Source organism: Xanthobacter autotrophicus (genome assembly GCF_029991245.1).
Classification (GTDB): domain Bacteria; phylum Pseudomonadota; class Alphaproteobacteria; order Rhizobiales; family Xanthobacteraceae; genus Xanthobacter; species Xanthobacter autotrophicus_C.
Window position 1 is genome coordinate 22,377 of record NZ_JAIVFO010000020.1, and the last position, 19,337, is coordinate 41,713.

The window sequence follows — 19,337 nt, forward strand, 5'->3', positions numbered from 1 at the left end:
AGGCCATGAACATCATGGGATTTCAAGCCGGCGCGATCAATTGGGGGGATCCCACCAGCCTGACGGATCTGAAGGCGCAGATCGCGGCCCAGGCCCCGTTCTTGCCGGAGGGCTTCATCGACACCTTTCTTGCCGCCGTGGCGCTCGAAGATCTCGTGCCCCTCACGCCATCCTGTGTCGCCCTGCTGCTCACCGAGGCCTGGTCCCACGTGTCGAGCCGCCCCCGGGGGCAGTCCTCCGTGCGCATTTTCAATCCTGAGCTTCATGGCGGGCCGGTCACCGTTATCGAGGCGGTGAACGACGACATGGCCTTCCTCTACACCTCCGTGGTCGGCGAGGTCATCGAGCGCGGACTGGAGCTGAAGCTCGCCGCCCACCCCATCCTCCATGTGGACCGGGACGCCGAGGGCCGCGTGACGGGGCTCGAGGTTGTCTCCCGAAAGGGCGAGCGGTCCGAAGAGAACCGCGAGAGCCTGATCCACATCCACGTCCCGGCGATGGGTGAGGCGGAGCGGGCGCAGCTCAAGGCCGTCCTCGAAACGGTGCTCGCGGACGTGGGCGTCGTGAACGACGACTTCGCCGCCATGCGCAAGCAGGTCCGGAGCCTCAGCAAAGGCTATCGCCGCGAGAAGCGCCCCTACGACGCCGACGCCCAGGAAGAGGCGGCCGACGTGCTGGAATGGCTGACCGAGGACAATTTCGTCTTTCTCGGCCTCAGGCACTACGAACTCCTCGAGGACGGCAGCCTCAGGGCGGAGCCGAACAGCGGCCTCGGCATCCTGCGCGATCCTGTCGTGCGCGAGCTGCGTCTCGGCGACAAGCCGGTGGTGACGCCGCCGGAGATCCGCGCCTTCCTCGAAGCCTCCTCCCCGCTCCACTTCACCAAGGCCAGCCTGCGCTCCCGCGTCCACCGGCGGGACGTGATGGACTATGTGGGCATAAAGGCCCACGACGACGACGGTCGCGTGGTGGGCGAGGTGCGCCTCATCGGCCTGTTCACCGCCACCGCCTACACCCAGCCGGTGCGTGAGATCCCCTATCTCAGGCTCAAGGCGGCGTCCGTGGTGAAGGAGGCCGGCCTCGAACCCGCAAGCCATTCGGCCCACGCCCTCCAGACCCTGCTGGAGACCTATCCGCGCGACGACCTGTTCCAGATCAGCACGGAAACGCTGCTGGTCCACGCCCGCGAGATCCTCTCCCTCTACGACCGTCCACGCCTCAAGGTGATGGCGCGCGCGGACCGGTTCGACCGCTTCGTCTCGGTCCTCGTGTTCCTGCCCCGCGAGCGGTTCGACGCGGAAGTGCGGGACAAGACAGGCGCCATCCTCGCCCGGGCCTTCGGAGGCAGGGTGGCATCGGTCGATCAGGACTTCGTCACCGGCATCCCGCTCATCCGCGTCCACTTCATCATCGACCGCAGCGACGGCCGCATTCCGGAGGTGGACCGCGCCGCGCTGGAGCAGGAAGTGGCGGATGCCATGCTCTCCTGGAGCGACCGGCTCGGCTCCGCCATCTCCGCCCTGCCCGGCACCGACCGGGAGATGGCGGCGCGCCTGAAGCACCGCTACGCCGCCGCGTTCGGCCCCGGCTACGAGGCCGCATACGACGTCACGACCGCGCTCGCCGACATCGACCGGCTGGAGCGCCTGTCACCCGCGCGCCCCGTCGCCCTCGACTTCTACCGTCGCCCGGGCGACGACGAGCGGCGCATTTCCCTGCGCCTGCTCTCGTTCGGCGCGCCGCTGCCCCTCTCCACCCGCGTCCCCATGCTGGAGAACATGGGCCTCAAGGCCATCAACGAGCGCTCCTACCGCATCGAGCCCGCGGGCGGGGCGGCGCGCAGCTGGCTGCACGACATGACGCTGGAGCGCGCCGATAGCGGCTCCATCTCCCTGGCGGGCGCCGACGAGCGGCTGGAAGACTGCCTCAACGCCGTGCTGCGCGGCGCGGCGGAAGACGACGGCTACAACGGCCTGGTGCTCGATGCCGCCCTCTCCTTCCGCGAGGCGGCGCTGGTGCGGACCCTCGGCCACTACATCCGGCAGGCGGGCATCCCGTTCTCGCAGGACTATATCTGGCAGACGCTGAACGCCCACGGCGCGCTGGCCCGCGCCATCGTGGCCCTGTTCCACGCCCGCTTCGACCCCGCTCTCGATGCGTCCGCCGAGGCGCGCGTGGCCCGCGAGGCGCCCCTGCGCGCCGCCATCGACGACGAACTTTCCGACGTGTCGAGCCTCGACCAGGACCGCATCCTGCGGCGCTTCGTGAACCTCGTGGACGCGGCCATCCGCACCACCTTCTACCAGCGCGATGCGGACGGCCGGCCCAAGGAGGCCATCGCCATCAAGTTCGAGAGCGCGAAGGTGGAGGGCCTCGCCCTGCCCCGCCCGCTCTACGAGGTGTTCGTCTATGCGCCGCGGGTGGAGGGCGTGCACCTGCGCTTCGGCAAGGTGGCGCGCGGCGGCCTCAGGTGGTCCGACCGGCCGCAGGATTTCCGCACCGAGGTCCTCGGCCTCGTGAAGGCGCAGCAGGTGAAGAACGCCGTGATCGTGCCGGTGGGCGCCAAGGGCGGCTTCGTGCCCAAGCGCCTTCCCGCCGGCGGCAGCCGCGAGGCGGTGATGGCCGAGGGCACCGCCGCCTACGAGATCTTCGTCTCCAGCCTGCTCGACCTCACCGACAATCTGAAGGGCGGGCAGGTGGTGCACCCCGCCAACACGGTGCGCCTCGACGCCGACGACCCCTATCTCGTGGTGGCGGCCGACAAGGGCACGGCCACCTTCTCCGACACCGCCAACGCCATCTCGGCCCGCCACGGCTTCTGGCTGGACGACGCCTTCGCCTCCGGCGGCTCGGTGGGCTACGACCACAAGGCCATGGGCATCACCGCCCGCGGCGCCTGGGAAGCGGTGAAGCGCCACTTCCGCGAGATGGACATCGACATCCAGGTGACCCCGGTCACCGTGGCCGGCGTGGGCGACATGTCCGGCGACGTGTTCGGCAACGGCATGCTGCTGTCGCGCGCCCTCAAGCTGGTGGCCGCCTTCGACCACCGCCACATCTTCATCGACCCCACCCCGGACCCGGCCGCCTCCTTCGCCGAGCGCCAGCGCCTGTTCAACCTGCCCCGGTCCTCGTGGGCGGACTATGACGCGTCGCTCATCTCCAAGGGCGGCGGCGTGTTCCCGCGCAGCGCCAAGAGCATCGAGCTGCCGGACGAGGTGCGGGCCCTGCTGCGCTTCCCCAAGGCCCATGCCACGCCGGCGGAACTCATCACCGCCATCCTGAAGGCGCAGGTGGACCTGCTGTTCTTCGGCGGCATCGGCACCTATGTGCGCGCCTCCGGCGAGACCGACGCCCAGGTGGGCGACCGCGCCAACGACGCGGTGCGCATCGCCGCCGCCGACCTCGGCGCCAAGGTGGTGGGCGAGGGCGCGAACCTCGGCATGACCCAGCGCTCCCGCATCGAGGCGGCGCGCCGGGGCGTGAAGCTCAACACCGACGCCATCGACAATTCGGCCGGCGTGAACACCTCCGACGTGGAGGTGAACATCAAGATCGCCCTCTCCCTGCCGCTGGAGCGGGGCGACCTGACCGCCCCCGACCGGGCGGCGCTGCTCAAGGAAATGACCGACGAGGTCGGCACCCTGGTGCTGCGCAACAATTATCTGCAGACGCTGGCGCTCTCCCTGGCCGAGCACAAGGGCGCCGACGACCTCGCCTTCCAGCAGCGGCTGATGCAGATGCTGGAGGCGCGCGGCGAGCTGGACCGGGCGGTGGAGTTCCTGCCCTCCGACGCCGAGATCGCCGACCGGCGCTCGCGCGGGGAACACCTCACCCGGCCCGAGCTGGCGGTGCTGCTGGCCTACGCCAAGCTGGCGCTGGACCAGGACCTCGTCGCCTCCAACGTGCCGGACGATGCCTATCTCTCCGGGGAGCTGGTGAATTACTTCCCGCGCGAGATCAAGCAGCGCTATCCCCACGCCATCGAGACCCATCGGCTGCACCGGGAGATCATCGCCACCGGCCTGTCCAACGCCATCCTGAACCAGGGCGGGCCGTCGTGCCTCGCCCGGATCGCCGACCAGACCGGCGCCGACGCCCCCGCCATCGCCCGTGCCTTCGCCGCCGTGCGCGACAGCTACCACGTGCCGGAGCTGAACGCCGCCATCGACGCCCTCGACACCAAGGTGCCGGGCGCCGTTCAGCTCGGCCTCTACGCCGCGGTGCAGGACCTGGTGGTGGGGCGCACCATCTGGTTCCTCGGCAACGTCTCCTTCGCCGATGGCATCGCCGGAGTGGTGGAGCGCTATCGCACCGGGATCGCGGCGGTGGCCGCCGTGCTGGAGGAGAGCCTGCCCGAGGCCTGGCGCCGCGAGCGCGAGGCGCGCATGGCCGACCTCATCGGCCACAACGTGCCGGAAGAACTCGCCCGCAAGATCGCCTTCATGCCGGGACTGGCGGCGGCCTCCGACATCGCCCTCATCGCCGAGACCACGGGCAAGTCCATCCCCAGCGCCGCCAGCACCTTCTTCGCCGCCGGGCGCACCTTCGCCATCGACGACCTGTTCATGCAGGCGCGCAGCATCCTGGCGCCGGACTATTACGACCGTCTCGCCCTCGACCGGTCGCTGGCACAGCTGGAGACCTTCATGCGCCGCATCACCGAACTGATGCTGGTGGACGACGTGGCGGGAGAAGCCGCGGTGAACGCCTTCATCTGCGCCCGCCACGAGGAGGTGGAGCGCATGCGCCGCACGGTGCGCGAGATCGCCGCCTCCGGCCTCAGCCTCTCCAAGCTGACGCTGGCCGCGAGCCTGCTCTCGGACCTGGTGCGGAGCTGAGCTGCACCCGCTCGGCCCCGATCAGGGACCGGGGCCGTTGACATGAAACCTGCGGCCTCGGTTCCCGACCGGAGCCGCATTTTTGTCCGGGCGCCGCCAGCATCCGATGACGCGTGAGCCGGATCAGGCCGCGCCGGCGCGAAGCGGAGCCGGTGCGGCAGCGGGAACGGCAGAGGCAGAGGCAGAGGGCGCAGGCACCGCCTCCACCGCCTCCACCGCCGCCGCGATGGAGGTGACCACCGCGTCCTCGCCTTCGAGCCGCTCCGTCTGCCCCTCGTCGATGCCCCAGTCGGCGACGATCACCCGCCGGCCCGGCGCATCGCGCTTGAGGCGGCGGATGGTGTAGCGCCGGTGTGCGGGCGTCGCCGGCGACAGATAGGACAGGACCAGCAGGTTCACCTCCTCGCCCACCGGCCGGCCGAGCCCGCCCCGCGAGCGCGTCTCGCACCGCAAGCCGGATTGGCGCAGCCGGTGGGCGAACAGCAGCGCCGCCGCCTCGTCCAGCGCCGAGCGGGCGGACAGGACGAGGACGTGAGGGGTCCCCTCGGCCGGCGGTCCGACCAGGTCGTCCGGATCGGGCAGGTAATCGAGAAGCTCCGCGAGGGTTTCCTTCAGGCGGACCTGGCGCGCGTCGTCCAGCACGCCGCGGGCGGCATCGCGCTGGGCGAGGCGCAACGCCGGCAGCGCCACGCTGTCGGCGTAATCGGCAAATGAGTTCTGCTTCAGGTGCTCCTCGGCCGCGGCCGCCGCCTCCAGCGGATCGCCCGCGAGCAGGCGCTGGTAGAGCAGTTCGCTGGCCGACAGGGGCGGCTGGTCCCCCAGCGCCACGTCGAGGAATTCAAGGCTCTCCACATGCCGGCCCAGCACCACCAGGCAGAGCGTGAGCGGGGTGGAGAGCAGCAGCCCCACCGGCCCCCACAGCCAGGTCCAAAAGGTGGCCGCCGCGATCACCGCCACCGGCGACAGGCCGGTGGAGCGGCCGTAGAGCAAGGGCTCGATCACATGGCCCACCACCGGCTCCACCACCAGGAACAGGGCGGCGGTGGAGAGCACCATGGTCCAGCCGGGGTCCACCGCCAGCGCGAGGCCGATGGGCAGCGCCGCGGCAATGGCCGCGCCGATGTAGGGCACGAAGCGCAGCACCGCCGCCGCCAGGCCCCACAGGAACGGGCTCGGCACGCCGATGGCCCACAGGCCAAGGCCGATGACCACGCCGAAGGCGGCATTGAGCGCCACCTGGGCCAGGAAGAACCGCGACAGCCGGCTCCCCGCATCGTCGAGGGCCGCCGTGGTGCGCTGGAGATCGTGCGCCCCCGCGAGCCGCACGAAGCGGTTTCGCAGGTCCTCGCGCTGGAGCAGGATGAACAGCACGAAGATGAAGACGATGCCGAAGGTGGCGAGGGGATGCAGCAGCGGCGCCACTACCGCCGAGAGTGTCCCCAGCGTGCCCGGCGGCGGCTGGTGAACCTCCACCAGCACCGGCCGCCCGTCGGCGGCGCCCGCAAGCCCCTGCCCGGCCTCGGCACCGTCGATCTCGCGGCTGAGGTCCTGGATCAGGTCCATGGTGCGCTCGAAGGTGCCGGAGCCGCCGGCGGCCTCCTTCAGGGACTTGATCTTGTCCCGCATGTTCATGCGGTACTGGGGCAGTTCGGCCACCAGGTCGGTGACCTGCAGGGCGATCATCCCGCCGAGCGCCATGAGGCCGAGGAAGGTGACCAGCACCACCGCCACCACCGCAGCCGTGCGCGGGATGCGGATGCGGCGCAGCACCATGATCACCGGCGCCAGCACGAAGGCGAGCAGGATCGCCACCGCGATAGGCACGAACACGTCGCGCCCCAGGTAAATCACAGTCACGATGGCGATGGCGGCGAAGAAGGTGACGAGGCGGTCCTGCCCGCTTCCGAGCAGGGGCATCTTGATGGAGGGGTCACCCGAACGCAGCATCACCGAAACCCTTTCCCCGCGCGTACCGCCGCGCGAAAGGGACAACGCTCCAGCTCCGCATTGCGATCCAAGGCCGCGTTGATCCAAGGCCATGCTGATCCAAGGCCATGTTGATCCGCGGCCGTCCGGTACTGGCGCGGAACGCCACCGCCGCCACGGGCGTTCGCATCAATGACCGAGGGAGACGAGGATGTTCATTTATCGCGTCGTGCTGCGCGGCAACCCCGAGGGCGAGATGCACGTGCGCGACAAGCGTCCGCCCAAGGCCATGGCCCGGGACCTGGTGAAGGACGGCTACCTCGTGACTGAAGCCGTGAGCGTGCGCGCCGCCACCTCCGCCTTCGACGACGCCGACGGCACCACCGTGAAGGAGGACTTCTTCTCCGCCACGCCCATCGGCGCCGCCGTGCTGGTCAAGGACGCGGTGGCCGCGCTGGTGGAGCACGTCGTTCCCAAGGGCGCCGAGCCCATGCCGGACTTGCCGGAGTAAGCGCCCCCGGCATGACAGCCGGCGACGGGCCGCCCCGCAAACCAGCGGTCCAGAACCCTCGGCCCCCGTGCCATCGGCCCACGCCCGCACTCTTGCGCGGCGGCGCGTCCTGTGCGCCCTTGGCCGGACCTGACCCATCCTGATCCGGCATGCCCGACACCTGCCCTTCCCTGCCTGTTCCTGCCCGGCCGGTCCCGCGCCGGGCCATCTTCGGCTGGATCCTGTTCGATCCCGCCTGCCAGCCCTATTTCACCCTCATCACCACCTTCATCTTCGCGCCCTATTTCGCCTCGGCCGTGGCGGCGACGCCGGTTGAGGGGCAGGCCCTGTGGGGCTTCGCCACGGGCGCTGCGGGGCTGGTCATCGCCCTGTGCTCGCCGGTGCTCGGGGCGGTGGCGGATGCGGCGGGCCGGCGCAAGCCGTGGATCTTCGCCTTCGGGCTCCTGATGATGACCGGCGCGACGGCGCTGTGGTTCGCCGAGCCGGGGAACACGGCGCGCATCCCGCTGGTGCTGCTCGCCTTCGCCATGGGCACCATCGGGGTGGAGTTCGCCACCGTCTTCAACAATGCCATCATGCCTGCCTTGGTGCCGAAGGAGCGGCTGGGGCGGCTGTCCGGCGCCGGCTGGGCGGCGGGCTATTTCGGCGGGCTGGTGGCGCTGGCGCTGATGCTCGCCTTCTTCGCCACCCAGCCTGACACCGGCCTCACCCTGCTTGGCCGTCCACCCGCCTTCGGGCTCGACGCGGCGGCACGGGAGGGCGACCGCTTCAGCGGACCGCTGACGGCGCTGTGGTACGCTGTTCTGGTCATTCCCATGTTCCTGTTCGTGCCCGACGCGCCGCGCGCCATGCCCATGGGCCAGGCGATCCGCACCGGCCTCGGCGAGATCCGCCGGCTGATCCCGCGACTGAAGGGACGCCCGGTGCTGGCGCGCTTCCTCCTCGCCAACATGGTCTATACGGACGCTTTGGTAGCGCTGTTCGCCTTCGGCGGCATCTATGCGGCGGGCACCTTCGGCTGGGGTTCCATCCAGATCGGCATCTTCGGCATCCTGCTTACCCTCGCCGGCACGGCGGGGGCGCTGACCGGCGGCTGGCTCGACGACGCGCTGGGGCCGCGCACGGTAATCTTCGGTGCGCTGCTGGTGCTGCTGTTTGCCAGTGTCGGCCTGCTCTCCGTGGACCGCGGCGCGATTCTGTTCGGCCTGGTGCCCACGGCGCCGGGCACGGGGCTCTTCGGTACGCTGCCGGAGAAAATCTATGTGGGGCTCGGCCTGCTCATCGGCGCCGTGGCCGGTCCGCTGCAGGCGGCGTCGCGCACCCTGCTGGTGCGGCTTGCGCCGGCCGAAAACATGGCGGAATGCTTCGGACTGTTCGCCCTCTCGGGCAAGATCACCTCGTTCGCCGCGCCCACCTGCGTGGCGCTGGTGACGGCGGCCACCGGCAGCCAGAAGGCGGGGGTGGCCGTCCTCGTCGTCTTCTTCGCCCTCGGCGCCGTGCTGGTGGCGGGACGGACGGCGGGACATGATGCCGCCGACACATCAGCACTTCGGGAATAGGGAGGCCGCCATGACCATCCGCTCCATCCGCTTCGATCCCAAGCCGGCCGTGGAGGCAGCGGCCGCCACCACCGTGCATGAGTGGTACCAGGACCGCACCGGCGCCTTCTCCGCCGGCTTCTGGGCCTCGCACCCCGGCGAAATCGCCGTGAGCTATGAGGAGGACGAATTCTGCGTCCTCATCGAGGGCACGGTGGAACTCACCGACGCCTCCGGCCACACCGAGACCTTCGAGGCCGGGGCCTCCTTCCTTATTCCCTCGGGCTTCACCGGGATATGGAAGAGCGTGACGGCAGTGCGCAAATTCTATGTGGTGCACCTGCCCAAGGCGCCCGCCGACCAGACCTCCGCGCGCCCGGCCTGATCGGCAGGCCGCCGACCGGCACCGACGCGCCGGAACATTGCTGGGCCGGCAACTGTTGCTCTTCCGAGACTTTGATCAGGAAGGGTGAAAGCCATGTCTGTCCGGCTTCAGATCGCCGCCATGCTGTTCATGATGATCCAGGCGGTGCTGTTTTTCGCAGGTATTCTTCTGCTGCTGCTCACGCCGCTCTCGCGCGAGGCCATGGAGCTCATGCCCTGGGTGGTGGGGGGAACCGCCATCGTGTCCCTGCCCCTGTCGTGGTGGCTGGCACCTCGCCTGCGGGCCCGCACATGGCGCCGCGAGGGTACGCTCGACGTCCTGAAATGACCCGCGAAGTGACCGTCCGGCAAAGGATGGCGAGCCGCCTTCGCAATCGCGCGCCTCGCAATTGCCGCCCTCGCAATCGCCGCCATTGAGTGCCATTTTGTTCTCAACAGAGAATCAGGCCTTGCGAGAGTTTGCCCGTGACCCAGTTGACCGATCCGCGCCGGCGTCCGGCTGAACCGGCGCCCGAGCGTCCCGCCCCGCGCGCGGGCGGCATCGCCGCGCGGGCCACCGCTGCTGTCGCGCCCACGCCGGATTATCTCAACGGCCTCAATCCCGAACAGCGCGAAGCCGTGGAGACGCTGGACGGCCCGCTTCTGGTGCTGGCCGGCGCCGGCACCGGCAAGACGCGGGTGCTCACCGCCCGCGTCGCCCACATCCTGTCCCAGGGCCGGGCCTATCCCTCCCAGATCCTGGTGGTGACCTTCACCAACAAGGCGGCGCGGGAGATGAAGGACCGCATCCACGCCATGGTGGGCGACCAGGTGGAGGGCATGCCGTGGCTCGGCACCTTCCACTCCATCGGCGTGCGCATCCTGCGGCGGCACCACGAACTGGTGGGGCTGAAATCCGGCTTCACCATCCTCGACACCGACGACCAGATCCGCCTGCTCAAGCAGTTGCTGACCGCCGAGAACATCGACGAGAAGCGCTGGCCGGCGCGGCTTCTGGCCTCCACCATCGACAGCTGGAAGAACCGCGGCCTGTCGCCGAAGGACGTGCCCCCCGGCGAGGGCGCGGTGTTCGCCAACGGCCGGGGCGGCACCCTCTATGCCGCCTACCAGGCGCGGCTGAAGGCGCTGAATGCGGTGGATTTCGGCGACCTGCTGCTGGAGGGCATCCGCCTGTTCCGCGAAAATCCGGACGTGCTCGCCGAATACCACAAGCGCTTCAAGTACCTGCTGGTGGACGAGTATCAGGACACCAACGTGGCCCAGTATCTGTGGCTGCGCCTGCTTGCCCAGGGCTCGAAGAACGTGTGCTGCGTGGGCGACGACGACCAGTCCATCTATGGCTGGCGCGGGGCGGAGGTGGACAACATCCTGCGCTTCGAGAGCGATTTTCCCGGCGCCAAGGTGATCCGGCTGGAGCGCAACTACCGCTCCACCGGCCACATCCTCGCCTCCGCCGCCCATCTCATCGCCCACAATGAGGGCCGGCTCGGCAAGACCCTGTTTTCGGAAGGTGAGGACGGCGAGCCCGTCACCGTCACCGGCGCCTGGGATTCGGGCGAGGAAGCGCGCGCCGTCGGCGAGGAGATCGAGGCCCTGCAGCGCGCCGGGCATCGCCTGTCCGAGATCGCCATACTGGTGCGCGCCTCGTTCCAGATGCGCGAGTTCGAGGATCGCTTCGTCACGCTGGGGATGCCCTACCGCGTCATCGGCGGCCCGCGCTTCTACGAGCGGGCGGAAATCCGCGATGCGCTGGCCTATCTGCGCTGCGTGAATTCATCCGCCGACGACCTCGCCTTCGAGCGCATCGTCAACGTGCCCAAGCGTGGCCTCGGCGATGCCACCGTCAAGCAGATCCACGATGTGGCCCGCGCCGCCGGCCTGCCGCTGCAGGAAGCCGCCCGCGTGCTGACCGAGAGCGAGGAGCTGAAGCCCAAGGTGCGCGCCACCATGCGCGGCCTCGTGGACGCGTTCGGCCGCTGGCGCGAGCAGGCGCGGGTGCTGTCCCACACCGAGCTGGCCGAGATCGTGCTGGACGAGAGCGGCTATACCGAGATGTGGCAGAAGGACCGCTCGGCGGAAGCAGCCGGGCGGCTGGAGAACCTGAAGGAGCTGGTGCGCTCCATGGAGCCGTTCGAGAACCTCTCCGGCTTCCTCGAGCACATCTCCCTGGTCATGGACACCGACAACGGCGCCGGCGAGGATGCGGTGCAGATCATGACCCTGCATTCCGCCAAGGGGCTTGAGTTCGACACCGTCTTCCTGCCCGGCTGGGAAGAGGGCCTGTTCCCCCACCAGCGCGCGCTGGACGAGCAGGGCAAGGCCGGGCTGGAGGAAGAGCGCCGCCTCGCCTATGTGGGCATCACCCGGGCGCGGGCCTCGGCGCGGATCTTCGTCGCCTCCAACCGGCGCATCCACGGCATGTGGAATTCCACGGTCCCCTCCCGCTTCCTCGACGAACTGCCCGACGCCCATGTGCGGGTGGAGGAAAGCCGCGGCGGCGCCGGCTGGGGCGGGTCGAGCTATGGCGGCGGCAGCTACGGGCAGAGCCGCTTCGACCGGGCCGAGCCGTTTTCCGCCTCGTCCTATTCCACCCCCGGCTGGCAGCGGGCGCAGAGCAATCGCAGCCGCACCGATTCCGGCCCTTCCCGCAGCGGCTTCTCCGAGCGCAGCGGACGCTATGATGCGGGCGGCTCCGCCCGGCGCGGCCCCCTGGTGATCGAGGGCACGCTGGTGGCCACCTCCACCGGGACAGCCTCGGCGTTCAGCACCGGAGAGCGGGTGTTCCACATCAAGTTCGGCTATGGCGAGGTGACCGGCATCGACGGCAACAAGCTGACGGTGCAGTTCGACAAGGCCGGCGAGAAGCGGGTGCTGGAAACCTTCGTCGACAAGGTGTGAGCGCCGGACGCCGGTGGCACCTTGACGGACGCGATGGATGCGGCCGACAAGCGCCTCTATGCGGCGCAGGCGGCCGGGCGCAACCGTACGGCGGGGAACCCGAAGCCGATGCCCTCAAGATGAACGGATGATTGCGCACCCATGCTCGAAGGCCTCCCCCCCAACGACGCCACCCATGTGATGCGGGTGGAAGCGCCGCGCGTCGCCGCCCAGCGCATCTCCGACATGATTTCCGAGACGTTCGATCCCGCCGAGGTGGCGGTGGCCAATTTCGAGCGCACGGAAAATGACTGGGTGGTGGAGGTCTATGCCGGGGCCGCCTTCGACCCCGAGCGGCTCATGGAGATGGTGGAGATCGCCGCCGGGCCGGAGATCGCCAAAGGCGTCACCTTCGGCGACGTGGAAGAGAAGGACTGGGTCGCCGCGAGCCTCGAAGGCCTCGCACCGGTGCGGGTGGGCACCTTCGTCGTCCATGGCGGCCATGATCGCGGGCGGGTGGGGCCGAACCTCATCGGCATCGAGATCGAGGCGGCGCTGGCCTTCGGCACCGGTCACCACGGCACCACCCAGGGCTGCCTCCACGCCATCACCGATGCGGCGCGGCGCGGCGCTCCAAGGCGGGTGCTGGACGTGGGAACGGGCACCGGCGTGCTCGCCATCGCCGCGGACCGGCTGTTTCACACCCATGTGGTGGGCAGCGACATCGACACCATCGCGGTGCGCACCGCACGGGCCAACGCCAAGGCCAACAAGGCGCCGGGCGTGCAGATGATCCACGCGGCGGGGGCCGGGGCGCGGGTGCTCCGCGCGGGCGGTCCCTACGATTTGATCCTGGCCAATATCCTGCTGCCGCCGCTGAAGCGGCTGGCGCGGCCGCTGCGCCGGCTGCTGGCGCCGGGCGGCCGCATCGTGCTGTCGGGATTGTTGTCGGCGCAGGTGCCGGCGGCGCTCGCGGCCTATCGCGCCCAGGGGCTTCGCCTGGTGTCGCAGCGGCACATCGAGGGCTGGGCGACGCTCACCCTCGCCACGGATGCGGGGCGTCCCCTGCGCTGAAGATCGGGATGACCGATGCCGAACCCGCCCGCGCCGAGCAGGTGCGAGCGGTCAATCGGGCAGTCAATGACAAGTGTGATGGCCGGCCAGCGGCCAGCGCATGTGCCGCCCGGATTGCTTCGCAACCGGGGCGACAGACCGGTCCCCTCACGTTCAACACCGGATCGACGCGCGATCCGGCCGGAACGCCTCAGGCGACGGGATCGCGCCCGTGGATCTGGACGTAGCGCGCGTATTCGAGTTCGGCCTGCTCCATGCGGGCCGCGACGACGGCCGCGAGGAAGCGGGCGAAAAAGCCCTTCTTGGCAGAAGGGGCAACCTTGGAGGTGCGGACGAACTTGTCGGTATAGGTGACGGCGCTCATAGAGGCCTCCTGCAAATGGGCTCTGTTGCCCTTTTGCAGTGCAATATATCCCTCGGAGCACCGCAGCAGAACTCGTCAACCGACATGCCTGCCCTGCGCCGAGCGCAAGGAAAGAGATTTGCCTGGGACGGCGACCGGCGGACCCCGGCGCCGGGCCGGGGCCGTTGGCTTCAGTAGCGCGCCGGCATGGTCACCTGGCGCCCGAGGCCCTCGGGCGGCGGCAGGGCGGCGTGGGCGGCGCGCATGGTGGCGATGCGCTCCAGCACGTCATCGGGGAACGGCGCCACATGGCGGGTGCGCAGGTCCACATGCAGCACCATCTGCTCGGTCGTGGCGGAGACCCAGCCTTCCGAGGCATGATGCAGCGTCTGGAACAGGTGCAGACGCTTCTCGTCATAATCCACGAGGCGGAGCGTGACCCGAACCGGGGAATGGGGCGCCAGTTCCTTCAGGTAGCGGATATGGCTTTCCGCAGTGAAGAAGGAGGCGCCGCGCTTGGCGGCATAGGTCGGGCCAAGGCCCAGCAGGCAAAGCGCCTCATCCACGGCACGATCGAAAATGAGCGTGTAATAGGCCACGTTCAGATGACCATTATAATCGATCCACTCCCCCTCCACCTTCATGGCGGAGGACACGAACGGAGCGAAAAACACGGGCTCAAAGTCGATCCGGTCAAGCATGGCCGCCTCGCTTCATCTGCATTAATGTGCCGCTGATGAACACACTGTGACGCGAGAAAAGGCATTCGTCACGCTCCAAAACGGCGCGACAGACGAATCACAAAAGTCACTGTCAAGTTCAATATGGCTCAAAACGAGCTATTTCTGGGGATGACTCCAAGGCCCCTGCCCGGCCCCCGGCCGGCAGGTGCGAGGCAAAGTTAAGGAATCGTAAATGGTTGTTGCAGCCGCGAAATCCGAGCTGACGCTTCTCGAAAGAAGCTTTGCCGTCGTCGAACGGCTGAAGGCCGAGCTTGATCACAAAGTCGTGACCGGTCTCGCCGTCCGGGAACAACACGCTAACGTTACCACCTACCTGCCCAATGAGCCGGCAGATGCGGTGGTTTTCGCCGAATGCACAGAGGATGTGCAGGCCGTGGTCCGGGCCTGCGCGGATTATGAGGTGCCGGTGATCGCGTGGGGCGCGGGCACCTCGCTGGAAGGCCATGTGAACGCGCCCTATGGCGGCATCTGCGTGGATCTCTCGCGCATGAACCGCATCGTCGCGGTCAACACGGAAGACCTCGACTGCGTGGTCGAGCCCGGCGTCACCCGCAAGCGGCTGAACGAGGAGCTGCGCGACCAGGGCCTGTTCTTCCCCATCGATCCCGGCGCCGACGCCTCCATCGGCGGCATGGCCTCCACCCGCTGCTCGGGCACCAATGCGGTGCGCTACGGCACCATGAAGGACAATGTCCTCTCCCTGAAGGTGGTGACCCCCACCGGCGAGGTCATCACCACCGCCACCCGCGCCCGCAAGTCCTCCGCCGGCTACGACCTCACCCGCCTCTATGTGGGCGCCGAGGGCACGCTGGGCATCATTGTCGAGATCACCCTGCGCCTGTTCGGCATTCCGGAGGCGGTCTCGGCCGCCGTCTGCCCCTTCCCCAGTGTGGAGGCGGCCTGCAACACGGTCATCGCCACCATCCAGAGCGGCATCCCGGTGGCCCGCATCGAGCTTCTGGACGAAGTGCAGGTGAAGGCCTCCAACGCCTACGCCAAGCTCGCCCTCGCCGAGACGCCCACCCTGTTCCTGGAGTTCCACGGCACGCAAGCCAGCGTCCACGAGCAGGCCGACCGCTTCGGCGAACTGGCGGCCGAATTCGGCGGCGGTCCCTCGGTGTTTGCGGTGAAGCCGGAGGAGCGCTCGAAGCTCTGGCAGGCCCGGCACGATGCCTACTGGTCGGTGCTGCCGCTGCGACCGGGCGCCAAGGCGGTGGCCACCGACGTGTGCGTGCCCATCTCGCGGCTGGCCGAATGCGTCATGGAGACCAAGCGCGACATCGAGGAGATGGGCCTCATCGCCCCCATCGTCGGCCATGTGGGCGATGGCAACTTCCACACCACGCTCATGGTGGACGTGGACGACCCGGAGGACTTCGCCAAGGCCAAGCTCTATATGAAGCGGCTGGTGGAACGGGCGCTCGCCATGGGCGGCACCTCCACCGGCGAGCACGGCATCGGCCAGGGCAAGATGAAATATATGCTGCCCGAGCATGGCGAGGAGGCGCTGGAGGTCATGCGCTCCATCAAACGCGCCATGGATCCCAAAAACATCATGAATCCGGGCAAGATCGTCGCGATCTGATCGCATTCCCTGCGCATAGGGAACAGGTTCCCCATATGAGGGGGACCTTAGGGGGAGACACGCGTGCAGGGCATACTGATCAGCCTCGCCACGGCGGTGATCCTGGCCATCGGCGGGGCGTTCGCAGCCCCGTTCGTGGTGGACTGGAACGCCTGGCGCGGCACGTTCGAGACGCAGATCAGCCAGGCGCTCGGCGTTCCGGTGGTCATCCGCGGCCCCATCGAGGCCGAGATCCTGCCTGCCCCGCGCATCCTGCTGCGGGATGTCACCCTCGGCGATGTGGTTTCCACCGGCGGCACGGTGAAGGCGCTGCGGGCGGAACTGTCCCTCGGCGCCCTGCTGCGCGGTGACGTGGAAGCCACCGGCGTCAGCCTGGACCGGCCGCAGATCCGCCTCGTCATCGACAGCGCCGGACGGCTTGCCCTGCCCACCGGCGCCCAGCGCCCCGCCGCCCTCTCCATCGCCCGGTTCGAGGTGAAGGACGGCACCCTCGACATCCTCGACCGCGCCTCCGACCACACCCAGACCCTGGATGGCCTCAACCTGAAGGGCGAGGCGCGCTCGCTGTCCGGCCCCTTCCGCCTGGACGGCGAGGTGGAGGCCCAGGGCGCGCGCTTCGCCATCCGCTCCACCCTCGGCAAGATCGGCGATGACGGCACCGGCCGCCTGCGCCTCGTGCTCGACGGCCGCAACCGGCCCTATGCCCTCGACCTCGACGGCGGCCTCGCCTTCGCCGGCGCCAAGCCGAAATTCGAGGGCCGCGCCATTCTCTCGCGCCACGGCGGCGAGGGGCTGGAGGCGTGGCAACTGTCCGGCACGCTGAAGGCCAGCCCCGACGCCGTGCTCGCCGACAGCCTCGACCTTGCCCTGGGCGGGGCGCAGACGCCGGCCCAGCTCTCCGGCTCCGCCCGCCTCGCGCTGGGTCGCGCGGTGGGGCTCGACGCCGTGCTCAACGCCCGCAGCCTCGACCTCGACGCCCTGCGCGCCGCCACCGACGGCGTGCCGAACGCGGCCAAGGACAAGGCTCCGGCGGACCAGAACCCCGCCGCCGCTTTGGCGCGCTTCCTCGCCGGCGTCGCGGCCCTGCCGGCGCCGGATATCGCCTCCCGCGTCGGCCTGTCGGTGGAGCAGCTGATGCTCGGCGGCACGCTGGTGCGCGATGTGCGCGCCGATATTTCCGGCTCCGCCGCCGGCTGGCGGGTGGACAATGCCGAGGCGCAGCTTCCCGGCAAGGCGGCGCTGCGCATTTCCGGCAAGCCCACGCGCGGGCCCGGCGGCGGCGGCTTCGACGGCACCGTCACCTTCTCGGCGGACGACCCCGCCATCTTCCTGCGCTGGGCGGCGCCCACCGCGCCGCGCGAATACGTTGCCGCGGCCAAAGGCCCGGTGCGCATCACCGGCAAGGTCAATGCGGGGCCGACGCGGATCGCCGTGGACGGCCTCGACGCCACCTTCGCGGCGAGCCGGGTCCGCGGCTCCGCGGTGGCGGCGTTCGATGCCGGCGCGCCGCCCAAGCTCAATCTCAAGCTGTCCCTCGACGGCTTCGACCTCGACCCGCTGGTGGCCGCGCTCCAGACCGCCGCGGCGGCGGTGGGCGGCGGCGCGGATGGCGCCCTGACGCTGGACGGGCGCAACCTGACCATCTCCGGCCTGCCCCTGCGCGGCCTCGCCCTCGATGCGGCGGCCACCGGCGGCAACTGGCGGCTGTCGCGCATCGTCATGGACGATCTTGCCGGCATCCGCCTCGAAGGCGCGGGGCGCATGGAGAATTTCTCCACCACGCCGCGCGGCGAGTTCAACTTCGCCTTGTCCGGCGCCAAGGCGGACGGGCTCGTCCCCCTCGCCCGCCTCGTGGCCGGCGAGCAGACGGCGCAGGTGCTGGCCACCCTCCAGCCCATCGCCGCCCCGGTGAAGCTTTCCAGCACCGTGGTGTGGAGCGAGGCCGGCGGACGCAACATCGCGGTGGCCGGCACGCTCGGGCAGGTGTCCGGCGATGTCACCTTCGCCCGCAGCAATGCCGGGGTGCCCCTGCGCATCGCGCTCAAGGCCGATGCCACGGACGGCGCGCGCGCCCTCGCGGCCTTCGGTATCGAAGGGCTCGGCCCGCGCCTCGGCCCGGCCCATGTGGAATTGTCCGTCTCCCCCCTCACCCAGGACGAGGCGCAGGTGCGCGGCCGCCTCACCCTCGCCGACATGACCGCCCAGGCGGAAGGCACCGCGCGCCTCGCCGGCGGCGCCATCGCGCCCAGCCTTGCCGTGCGGCTCGACGGCGGCGACCTCGGCCGCATGCTGCCCCAGGCCACGGCGGCGGTGGAAGGCCCGGTGCCCACGGCCCTCGCCTTCACCCTCGCCCGAACCGGCGGGGTGTGGCGGCTCGATACCATCACCGGTTCGCTGGCCGCCGCGCCGGTTTCGGGCAACATCGAGTTCGAGCCTGGCCCGGTGCCGCGCATCGGCGGCAAGCTCGCGTTTGAAAGCCTCTCCCTGCCGCGCATTCTCGGCATGTTCGCCGCCCGCACCGGCGCAGAGCCGGCAGGCGCCGGCGCCTGGAGTGCGGCGCGCCTGCAGCCGGCGGCGGTTTCGGGCTTCGCCCTCAATCTGGAGCTGACCGCCGCCCGCCTTGCCATGGCGGGTCCCTACGTTCTGGGCAACGGCCGCCTGGTGCTGGGCAGCGACGGCGCCGACCTCGACGTGCGCGACATGGCCGGCAGCTTCGGCGGCGGACGGGCGGCGGCGGCCCTGCGCCTGCGCCGGCAGGCCGACGGCGTGCAGGCGGACGGCCGCCTCGTGCTGGAGCAGGTGGATGCAGCGGCGCTGCTGGCGCCCACCGGCGCGCGCTCAGCCCCCAAGGGCAAGGTCAACCTGCTGGTGGATCTCGGCGGGTCCGGCCGCAGCGTGCTGGCTGTGGTGCAGAACCTCTCCGGCCAGGGCACGCTGGGCGTGCGCGACCTCGTCATCGACGGCGCCAGTCCGGCCGGCCTCGACCAGGCCTTGGCGGATGCCGCCGGCCTCTCGCCGCCCCCCGACGAGCGGCGCGCGGCGCAGATGCTCGATCGCGCCCTTGCCAAGGGACCGCTGCGCATCGGCTTCGTCGAGACCACCCTGGGCGTGGTGAACGGCGTTGCCCGCCTCTCCCCGGCCCGTGCCACCGCCGATGGCGTGCGCGTGGGCTTCAATGGCAGCTTCGATCTGGCCCGCCTTGCCCTGGATACAACCGTGGACCTGGACGCCCCAGAAGGCGCCGGCGGCGCACCGGGCGGCAGCATCGTCTGGCGCGGCCCGGTGGCGGGGCCCGAACGGCGGGTGAACGCCCCCGCCCTCACCAGCGTCATCGCCATGCGCGCCATCGAGCGCGAGACACGCCGGCTGGAAGAGCGCCAGGGCCGCACCACGCCAGAGACACAGCCTGTGGCGGCGCCGGCGGCCCAGCCCGTCGCCGCGCCTGCAATTCCCGCCCCGGCCGCCCTCGCGCCGGCGGCCCCTCCCATGCCGGCCCTGCCTGCGCAGGCTCAGCC

Annotated in this window: 12 protein-coding genes; 9 read left to right on the plus strand and 3 right to left on the minus strand. The window is 70.0% G+C overall.

Annotated elements, in window-relative coordinates:
- Window positions 1–5: 5 nt before the first annotated feature.
- Window positions 6–4,841: an NAD-glutamate dehydrogenase gene (locus tag K9U41_RS05870; protein WP_282639920.1), complete on the plus strand. Its 4,836-nt coding sequence runs from the start codon at window positions 6–8 to the stop codon at window positions 4,839–4,841.
- A gap of 123 nt (window positions 4,842–4,964) precedes the next feature.
- On the opposite strand, the gene K9U41_RS05875 is transcribed toward K9U41_RS05870, so the two are convergent.
- Window positions 4,965–6,788, minus strand: coding sequence for an AI-2E family transporter (locus tag K9U41_RS05875; RefSeq protein ID WP_282639921.1), 1,824 nt, complete (start codon window positions 6,786–6,788; stop codon window positions 4,965–4,967).
- A gap of 190 nt (window positions 6,789–6,978) precedes the next feature.
- Between K9U41_RS05875 and K9U41_RS05880 the strand changes: the two genes are divergently transcribed.
- From K9U41_RS05880 to K9U41_RS05905, 6 genes are all read left to right on the plus strand, one after another.
- Entirely contained in the window at window positions 6,979–7,278 is a 300-nt protein-coding gene (locus K9U41_RS05880; RefSeq protein ID WP_282639922.1) for a hypothetical protein, read from the plus strand.
- 149 nt (window positions 7,279–7,427) lie between these two features.
- Complete coding sequence (locus tag K9U41_RS05885) at window positions 7,428–8,837, plus strand: MFS transporter (RefSeq protein WP_282639923.1); 1,410 nt, start codon at window positions 7,428–7,430, stop codon at window positions 8,835–8,837.
- A gap of 10 nt (window positions 8,838–8,847) precedes the next feature.
- A complete protein-coding gene (locus K9U41_RS05890) occupies window positions 8,848–9,201 on the plus strand; it encodes a cupin domain-containing protein (protein ID WP_282639924.1) in 354 nt (117 codons plus the stop codon).
- 93 nt (window positions 9,202–9,294) lie between these two features.
- Window positions 9,295–9,528 carry a hypothetical protein gene (locus tag K9U41_RS05895; protein ID WP_282639925.1) on the plus strand — a complete coding sequence of 78 codons (234 nt, stop codon included), beginning with the start codon at window positions 9,295–9,297 and terminating at the stop codon, window positions 9,526–9,528.
- A 146-nt stretch (window positions 9,529–9,674) separates the two neighbouring features.
- Window positions 9,675–12,098: an ATP-dependent helicase gene (locus K9U41_RS05900; protein ID WP_282639933.1), complete on the plus strand. Its 2,424-nt coding sequence runs from the start codon at window positions 9,675–9,677 to the stop codon at window positions 12,096–12,098.
- 141 nt (window positions 12,099–12,239) lie between these two features.
- A complete protein-coding gene (locus K9U41_RS05905; protein WP_282639926.1) occupies window positions 12,240–13,151 on the plus strand; it encodes a 50S ribosomal protein L11 methyltransferase in 912 nt (303 codons plus the stop codon).
- A 190-nt stretch (window positions 13,152–13,341) separates the two neighbouring features.
- On the opposite strand, the gene K9U41_RS05910 is transcribed toward K9U41_RS05905, so the two are convergent.
- Window positions 13,342–13,515, minus strand: a complete 174-nt coding sequence (locus K9U41_RS05910; RefSeq protein WP_282639927.1) for a hypothetical protein — start codon at window positions 13,513–13,515, stop codon at window positions 13,342–13,344.
- Window positions 13,516–13,685: 170 nt separating this feature from the next.
- Window positions 13,686–14,195, minus strand: a complete 510-nt coding sequence (locus K9U41_RS05915) for a thioesterase family protein (protein WP_012113444.1) — start codon at window positions 14,193–14,195, stop codon at window positions 13,686–13,688.
- Between the two features lie 214 nt (window positions 14,196–14,409).
- Between K9U41_RS05915 and K9U41_RS05920 the strand changes: the two genes are divergently transcribed.
- Window positions 14,410–15,822, plus strand: a complete 1,413-nt coding sequence (locus K9U41_RS05920; RefSeq protein WP_282639928.1) for an FAD-binding oxidoreductase — start codon at window positions 14,410–14,412, stop codon at window positions 15,820–15,822.
- Between the two features lie 63 nt (window positions 15,823–15,885).
- Window positions 15,886–19,337, plus strand: a 3,452-nt coding sequence (locus K9U41_RS05925) for an AsmA family protein (RefSeq protein ID WP_282639929.1), incomplete at its 3' end; no start/stop codon positions are given.

What these genes read in the sequence shown, in the direction of transcription:
- K9U41_RS05895 (WP_282639925.1), top strand. Translation starts at nt 9,295, where the DNA reads ATGTCTGTCCGGCTTCAGATCGCCGCCATGCTGTTCATGATGATCCAG.
- K9U41_RS05915 (WP_012113444.1), bottom strand. Translation starts at nt 14,195, where the DNA reads ATGCTTGACCGGATCGACTTTGAGCCCGTGTTTTTCGCTCCGTTCGTG.
- K9U41_RS05880 (WP_282639922.1), top strand. Translation starts at nt 6,979, where the DNA reads ATGTTCATTTATCGCGTCGTGCTGCGCGGCAACCCCGAGGGCGAGATG.
- K9U41_RS05875 (WP_282639921.1), bottom strand. Translation starts at nt 6,788, where the DNA reads ATGCTGCGTTCGGGTGACCCCTCCATCAAGATGCCCCTGCTCGGAAGC.
- K9U41_RS05870 (WP_282639920.1), top strand. Translation starts at nt 6, where the DNA reads ATGAACATCATGGGATTTCAAGCCGGCGCGATCAATTGGGGGGATCCC.
- K9U41_RS05905 (WP_282639926.1), top strand. Translation starts at nt 12,240, where the DNA reads ATGCTCGAAGGCCTCCCCCCCAACGACGCCACCCATGTGATGCGGGTG.
- K9U41_RS05885 (WP_282639923.1), top strand. Translation starts at nt 7,428, where the DNA reads ATGCCCGACACCTGCCCTTCCCTGCCTGTTCCTGCCCGGCCGGTCCCG.
- K9U41_RS05910 (WP_282639927.1), bottom strand. Translation starts at nt 13,515, where the DNA reads ATGAGCGCCGTCACCTATACCGACAAGTTCGTCCGCACCTCCAAGGTT.
- K9U41_RS05920 (WP_282639928.1), top strand. Translation starts at nt 14,410, where the DNA reads ATGGTTGTTGCAGCCGCGAAATCCGAGCTGACGCTTCTCGAAAGAAGC.
- K9U41_RS05890 (WP_282639924.1), top strand. Translation starts at nt 8,848, where the DNA reads ATGACCATCCGCTCCATCCGCTTCGATCCCAAGCCGGCCGTGGAGGCA.